Source organism: Anaeromyxobacter sp. SG64 (genome assembly GCF_022690745.1).
Classification (GTDB): Bacteria; Myxococcota; Myxococcia; order Myxococcales; family Anaeromyxobacteraceae; genus Anaeromyxobacter; species Anaeromyxobacter soli.
In genome coordinates this window covers 69499-76295 of record NZ_JALCZB010000019.1, presented here as the reverse complement: position 1 = coordinate 76295, position 6797 = coordinate 69499, and the positions used below count along the sequence as shown (strand labels likewise).

The following is a 6797-nucleotide window of genomic DNA, read 5'->3' as shown; positions in this document are numbered from 1 at the left end:
CGCGCCCAGGCGCGGGCGCCGAAGGCGCGGAGCCGTGCGGAGAGCGCGGCGAGGCTCCGCGCGCCGCTCTGCACGCCGGCGCGCGCGAGGCGGCGCGCGAGGCCGGCGCCGCCGTTGCCCGGCGTGTTCGGGTCCGGGGTCACGCTGGTGCTGGGCTACGTCTTCGCGAGGCGGATGCGGCGCTCGCTCTTCTCGCGGCAGAACGTGTCGAGATCCATCTCGGGGTTCGCCGGCAGCGCGGGCGACCACGACGGGTGCATCGCGCACTTCGCGTCGTAGCAGTGGTGCAGGTCCCAGAGGTGCCCGATGGCGTGGATGGCCTCGCGGGCGAGCCGACGGCGCCACGTCTCGATGGACGCCTCGGTGACGCCGCGCTCGGGCAGCTTGGAGGTGGTGATCACCGCGCGCTCACCGCCGTACTGGGAGAACCCCCAGCACGGGGGCTCGCCGAGCGGGCCGGGCGGGAGCGCGAGCGGGGCGCCGGTGATGTACAGCACCTTGTCGTCCGCGAAGGTCCTGACCGGCGCCACGTCCTGCAGGAACTTCACGGCGTCGAGCCGGCCGTCGTCCGTCTCGGCGTCGCGCGGCACGGGGCGATCCCCGGCGTGCTCGGTGCCGAGGCCGAAGGCCCGGTAGAGCGTGGCCGTGAGGAACGCCATGTCGGCGGGGTCGATCTTCTCGAGCGTGACGACGCGGATCACTTCTTCTTCCCTCCGCGCTTCGCCGCGGGCTTCGGGGCCGTCTTCTTCGCCGCCGGCTTCTCCGCCTTCTTCGCCGGCGCGGCGGCCTTCCGGGCGGCGGGCTTCTTCGAGGGCTTCTCGGCCTTGGCCGGCTTCTCCGCCTTCCGGCGCGGCTCCTTCGCGGCGGCGTGCTTCGCCTCGCGCTTCTCGGACTTCGGCGCGGGCACCTTGGGCGCCGCCGCCTTGCGCGCCTTCCTCGGCGCGGGCTCCTCCTCGGTCTCCTCGGCCTCCGGCGTTGCCTCGGCCCCTTCAGCGGCGCCCTCCGCGGGCGCCTCGCCCTCGGCTTCGCCCTCCGCGCCCTCGGCGCCTTCGGCGCCTTCGCCCTCGGCGGCCTCGCCCTCCGGGACGGCGGCGAGCGCCTCGCCGAGATCGAGGTCCCCGAGCCCGAGATCGCCGAGCCCGAGATCCTCGATGCCTTCCTCCTCGGTCGCCGCGGGGCGGCGGCGCTTCGGGCGCGACGGCAGCAGGACCGGCGTGGGCGGCGGCTTCAGGTCGAACTTCACCCCCGCCGGCGGCATGAGGGCGTAGTCGATGTAGTCCTCCGCGAGCGCGGGCGGGACGCCGAGCGAGACGGCGACCTCGTGCACGAGCAGGTGGCGCGCGTTGTCGTACTGCTCGCGCTCCTTGGCGGGCAGGGGGCGGATGCGCGAGAGCGAGTGGAGCCCCTTCACGACCTCGGCCACGCCGAGCACGCCGCCGGCGATGAGCCGGTCCGCGTTGTCTCGATGGCGGACCTTCCAGTCGAGCTCGGGGTCCTCGAACTGCGCGGCCAGGAAGTGGAAGACGCCCTCGATCTGCTCGCCCGTGGCGACGCGGCGAAGCCCGATGGACGGGACCTTGTTCTTCGGGACGAGAACCGCGGCGCCGTCCTCCTCGCGCCGCATCCGCACGAGCTGCAGCTTCTGCCCGGCGATGTCCTTCTCCTCGACGCCCACGACCTCGCAGACCCCCTGGTTCGGGTAGACCACGCGGTTGCCGGGCTGGAGCTCGGCGGCGTCGGCGATCACGCCCTCCACGGCGGGGAGCTGCTCGCGCTGCTCGTCGGGGTGGCGGGGGGGCGGGCCTCTCACGGCTTCCCCTCCTACCATGCGACCCGGGGAGCGGCAATCGCCGCGCAGCGGGCATCCAAGGGTGTGGAATCCGAGGTCGGGCGCATCGAACGTGCGAGCGGCGCGCCTGCGGGCGGCGCCGACTCGTGCAGTCCGATCTTAACGACGCCGCGCGGCGACGGCCGTCAGCGAGGCGGGGGGTCTACCGCGCAGCCTTCTTGCGCCGAGCGCTCTCGAGGCCGAACACGTCGGCCAGCCGGAAGGGCGGCTTCGCGGGAGTGGGGTCCTGCACGCGCAGCGCGTGGTAGATGGACCACGTCCGGCGGATGGCGGTGAGCGTCGTGAGCACCGCGAGCACCGCGAGGGCCAGCGAGACGACCGTCCGGCCGGCGCCGGCGCCGAAGGAGAGGTCGAAGATCGGCGTGAGCGCGCACGGAATGCCGGTGAGCACGATCCGCTCCGGCCGCTGCATCCCGCCCACCTTGACCATGTCGCCGGCGTTCACCGCCTCGCCGCGCGCCCGCGCGTACGAGACGACGGTCGAGGCGCCCGCGGCGAGCAGCGCGGCGAAGAGCACCCAGGAGTCCCGGTAGGCGACCGCGAGGCCCCCGAAGAAGAACAGCTCTCCGACCCGATCGAGCGTGGAGTCGAGGAACGCGCCGGCCCGGCTCACCCGGCCGGTCGCCCGCGCGACGCGCCCGTCGATGAAGTCGAAGCTCGAGCCGAAGAGGAAGACCCAGCCGCCCAGGGAGAAGTGGCCGAACGCGATGAGCACCGCGGAGACGGCCACGACGAGCGTGGCCGCGGTGGTGATCGCGTCGGGGGAGATCCGCAGCCGCAGGCAGAACCGCTCGATCGGCGTCCAGAGCCAGATCCACCACTCCTGGAAGAGCTTCGCGAGGATCGTCCGCTCGCGGTTCTCGATGTAGGCCTCGCGCTTGCGCCCGAAGATCGCCGCCTTGATCGAGTAGTAGACGAGCGTGGAGAACAGGAACGCGACGAGCCCCAGGAGCGGAGCGAGGGCCTCTACCGCGGAAGGCGTCACGGGCGACAATTTATCCACTGGAAGGAAACCTGCGTCCAGACCGCGAGGGGCGCGCAGTCTACCTCATTCCGGGTCGAGCTGGGCAGCGCGCATTCGCCGGGCCGCCAGGTCGATGTAGGTCGGGTCGCGCTCCAGGCCGAGAAAGCGGCAACCCGCCTGGACCGCGGCGACGCCGGTGGTGCCCGAGCCCGAGAACGGATCGAGGACCAGATCGCCGGGCGCGGCGCTCGAGGCGAGCACGCGCTCGAGGAGCGTGAGCGGCTTCTGCGTCGGGTGGCGGCCGTGCACCTTCTCGCGCGGGCCCGGCGTGGGGACGCTCCAGACGACCTGCTCGCCCTCGGGCTGCGGCATCTGCCAGAGGTCCCGCATCTGCTTGCCGCCGTTCTCCGCCTTCATGGCCTTGTAGTTGAAGCGGTGGCCGAGCGGGCGCGTCTTCATCGGGCTCGCCCAGAGGAGGATCTCGGTGGAGTGGGTGAAGAAGCGGCAGGCGAGGTTCGGCGAGGCGTTCGGCTTGTACCAGGTGATGGTGTTGAGCAGGTGGTAGCCGATCTCCTGCATCGCGAAGCCGATCGAGAAGATCACGTGCTGCGTGCCCGAGACCCACAGCGTGCCGCTGGGCTTGAGGACGCGGCGCACGGCGGTGAGCCAGCGCGTCTGGAAGGCGTGATCCTCGACGATTCCGCGCGAGGCGTCCCAGCCCCCCTTGTTCACGCTCGTCCGCCGCCCGCTCTGGCAGGTCGTCCCGCCGTTCGAGAGCATGTAGGGCGGATCGGCGAACACGACGTCCACCGAGTGCGGCGGCAGCGCCTCGAGCGCCTCGATGCAGTCCCCCTGCACGAGCGCCCACCCCTTCCCCTGCTCTGCCGTGTTCGGCAGACCGTCCCACGCATGAAGCGCCAGCCGTCGAGCCATATCCACGAATCGTAGGGCCGCCGATCGATATCGCCAGTTTTCGGCCACACCCAGGGTTGATCGGCGCGCGCCCTCACCGCGCCCCGACGTGGACGATCCGCCAGATGGTCCCGTTCCCGTCCTCGCTGACGAGGAGCGCGCCGTCCCGCGCGACCGCCACGCCGACGGGCCTGCCCCACACGCGCGCGTCGTCCACGACGAAGCCGGTGAGGAAGTCCTCGTACTCGCCGGCCGGCACGCCGTCCCGGAGCGGCACCCGCACGACCTTGTAGCCGGTGCGCTCGCGGCGGTTCCACGAACCGTGGAGCGCGACGAAGGCGTCTCCCGTCCACGCGTCCGGGAAGCGCGCCGCCGCGCCCTGCGGCGCCTCGTAGAACGCGAGCCCGAGCGCCGCGGAGTGCGCCTGGAGCAGGACGTCGGGCACCGTCGCCTTGCCCGCCAGGTCGGGGCGCGCGCCGCGGTGGCGCGGGTCCTCGTTCTGGCCGAGGTACAGCCAGGGCCAGCCGTAGAAGGCGCCCTCGCGGACGCGCGTCACGTAGTCGGGGACGAGGTCGTCGCCGAGGCCGTCCCGCTCGTTCACCGTGCACCAGAGATCCCCGGTGCGCGGGTGGACGGCGAGGCCGACGCAGTTGCGCAGCCCGGTCGCGAACGGCCGCCGGTTCCGGCCTTCCGCGTCGAAGGCGAGCACGTCGGCGCGCCACGTCTCCTCTCCCCACGCGGCGCCGAGCCCGTGCTCCGCCTCCCACGCGCGGAGCGCCTCCTGCGTCTTCCTCGGGAGGTCGTCCGCGACGTTCGACGCCGACCCCACGGACACGAACATGCGCCGCCCGTCCGGCGAGAACGCGACGTCCCGCGTCGTGTGCCCACCGGCCGTGTCCGCGAGGCGCGGCACGATGGTCTCCGGCCGGCCGCGCGCCGTGAGGTCGCCGCTCCGGTACGGGAACCGCACGACCGCGTTCTCGGTCGCGACGTACACCCAGCGCGGCTCCGCGCCGGGAGGGTGGAAGGCGATCCCGAAGGGACCGTCGAGATCCGACGCGAACACCTCGACGCGCTCCGGCCGCGCCGCGCCCTGCGCCGCGCGTATGACCCGCACGCGGCCCGCGGCGGTCTCCGCCACGAACAGGTCGCCGTTCGGCGCGACGCGCAGGAGGCGCGGGCCCTCGAGCCCCTCCGCGAACCGCTCCACGGCGAAGCCGGACGGTACCCGCAGGCGCGCGTCCCGGGGCGGATCGACGACGCGGGGCGGCCGGCGCGCCGACGGGGTCGCGTTCGGGCGCGGCAGGCGGTCGGCCGTGAGGCGATGGCGGACGCCGGGCGCGTCGCCGCGCCAGTCGCCGCTCGGCGCCGCCTGCGGCGTCCGACCGGCGCCCGCGTCCGGAGGCGCTGGCGCGGGCGCGCCCGAGGCGGACCCCGCGGAGGGCGCGGCCCGTTCGCGGCGAGCCGAGAGGGTCGCGAGGTACGCCACGAGGTCGCGCCGGTCGCGCGCGCCCGGCGTCGCGAGCGACATCGTCGTCCCGCCGACGAGCTTTCCCGGCGCGGCGAGGTACCGGTCCAGGGTGCGCGCGCTCCAGGTGAGCCCGCGCGCGCCTGCGTCTCGCAGCCCGTGCGAGAACCCGAACCCGGGCGCGGAGCCCGCGCGGCGGCCGACGACGCCGGCGAGGTCGGGTCCCCGCCCGCCGTCCTCGCCGTGGCAGAGCGCGCAGCGCTCCCGGAAGAGCGTCGCCCCGCGCGCAGCATCTCCGGGCGGGCGCGCGCCGCGCGCCGCGAGCGGAACGGCGAGGAGGACGGCGAGGAGCGGGACGGCGTGGCCGGGGCGCACGGAGCTCATGCCGAGCGTACTAACGGGAGGAGCAGGGGCGGCCAGGTTCGGGCGGGCCGCGCCGTCGAGGTGCCGATCGCGGAGGCGGCCGCGCGGCTGTCGAATCCGCGCTGCGAACGGGCTAAGAAGGACCCGCGTGAGCGCTCCCCTCGATGCAGCCGCGGTGAAGGACGCCGCCCGCCGCTGCGGCTTCGCCGCCTGCGGGATCGCGCGCGCGGAGCGGCTCGATCCGGGGCCGCTCGACCGGCTGCTCGCCATGGGCGGCGAGGCCGACATGGCGTGGCTCGGGACGCAGCGGGAGGAGCGGCTCGACCCGTCGCGCCTGCTGCCCGGCGCACGGAGCGTCGTCGCGCTCGCGCTCGGCTACGACGGCGCAGGCGCCGAGCCGCCGCCGGGGGCGGGGGAGGTGGCACGCTACGCGCGCGGCCGCGACTACCACGCCGTGATGAAGAAGAAGCTCAAGCACCTCGTCGCGGAGCTGCGCGCGTCCGATCCCGACGTGCGCGCGTTCGCGGCGAGTGACGTCGCGCCCGTGATGGAGAAGGCCTGGGCGGAGCGGGCCGGGATCGGCTGGGTCGGCAAGAACGGCTGCCTCATCACCGAGCGGCACGGGAGCTGGGTGCTGCTCGCCACGGTGATCCTCGATCGTGAGCTCGTGCCCGACCCGCCGCACCCGGAGCGCTGCGGCACCTGCGAGGCGTGCCTCCCGGCCTGCCCCACGGAGGCGATCCCGCAGCCCGGCCTCGTGGACGCGCGCCGCTGCATCTCGTTCTGGACCATCGAGCGCCGCGGCGCGATCCCCGACGCGCTGGCCGGGCGGTTCGGGCGCCGGGTGTTCGGCTGCGACGCGTGCCAGACGGTGTGCCCGTGGAACCGCCACGCGCAGCCGGCGGTGGACCCGGACCTCGCGCCGCGGCCGGAGCAGGCCGCGCTCGCGATCGACGACCTCCTCGCGCTCACCGAGGAGGAGTACCGTCGCCGCTTCTACGGCACCTCCCTCGCGCGCGCCCGCCACGACGGCCTCGTGCGGAACGCGCTCCTCGCCGCCGGGCGTGAGGGCGATCCGCGCCGCCTCGGGGCCGTCCGGGCGTGGCTCTCGAGCCCGCACGAGGGCGTCCGCGCGGCGGCGCGCTGGGCGCTCGAGGCGCTCGGCGGGTGAGCGGCGTGCGGCCCGCGGCGGCCGGATGGTCGAGCCTCCGATGTGCTCGCGCGTGTCCTCCTGACCGTGC

6 protein-coding genes are annotated in these 6797 nt (G+C 74.7%); 1 reads left to right on the top strand and 5 read right to left on the bottom strand.

What is annotated here, in order from left to right:
* Nucleotides 1-155: 155 nt before the first annotated feature.
* The 5 genes from MNZ29_RS08445 to MNZ29_RS08425 all read right to left on the bottom strand — a co-directional run bounded on the left by MNZ29_RS08445 (nt 156) and on the right by MNZ29_RS08425 (nt 5577).
* Complete coding sequence (locus MNZ29_RS08445; protein ID WP_242354874.1) at nt 156-701, bottom strand: hypothetical protein; 546 nt, start codon at nt 699-701, stop codon at nt 156-158.
* Nucleotides 698-1810 (bottom strand): CarD family transcriptional regulator, encoded by a 1113-nt coding sequence (locus MNZ29_RS08440; protein WP_242354873.1) that lies wholly within the window; start codon nt 1808-1810, stop codon nt 698-700. Before MNZ29_RS08440 ends, MNZ29_RS08445 begins: the two co-directional genes overlap by 4 nt.
* A gap of 181 nt (nt 1811-1991) precedes the next feature.
* Nucleotides 1992-2834, bottom strand: coding sequence for a CDP-alcohol phosphatidyltransferase family protein (locus tag MNZ29_RS08435; protein WP_242354871.1), 843 nt, complete (start codon nt 2832-2834; stop codon nt 1992-1994).
* A 63-nt stretch (nt 2835-2897) separates the two neighbouring features.
* The gene (locus MNZ29_RS08430; RefSeq protein ID WP_242354869.1) at nt 2898-3746 is read right to left on the bottom strand and encodes a site-specific DNA-methyltransferase; all 849 of its coding nucleotides are present in this window, start codon (nt 3744-3746) and stop codon (nt 2898-2900) included.
* Nucleotides 3747-3819: 73 nt separating this feature from the next.
* Complete coding sequence (locus MNZ29_RS08425; protein ID WP_242354867.1) at nt 3820-5577, bottom strand: PQQ-dependent sugar dehydrogenase; 1758 nt, start codon at nt 5575-5577, stop codon at nt 3820-3822.
* Nucleotides 5578-5704: 127 nt separating this feature from the next.
* Here MNZ29_RS08425 and queG point away from each other — a divergent pair, with 127 nt between their 5' ends.
* Nucleotides 5705-6727, top strand: a complete 1023-nt coding sequence (gene queG, locus MNZ29_RS08420; RefSeq protein ID WP_242354865.1) for a tRNA epoxyqueuosine(34) reductase QueG — start codon at nt 5705-5707, stop codon at nt 6725-6727.
* Nucleotides 6728-6797 lie beyond the last annotated feature (70 nt).

Bases quoted from the DNA above. Each gene is read 5' to 3' on its own strand.
- MNZ29_RS08425 (WP_242354867.1), bottom strand. From the start codon at position 5,577: ATGAGCTCCGTGCGCCCCGGCCACGCCGTCCCGCTCCTCGCCGTCCTC.
- MNZ29_RS08430 (WP_242354869.1), bottom strand. From the start codon at position 3,746: ATGGCTCGACGGCTGGCGCTTCATGCGTGGGACGGTCTGCCGAACACG.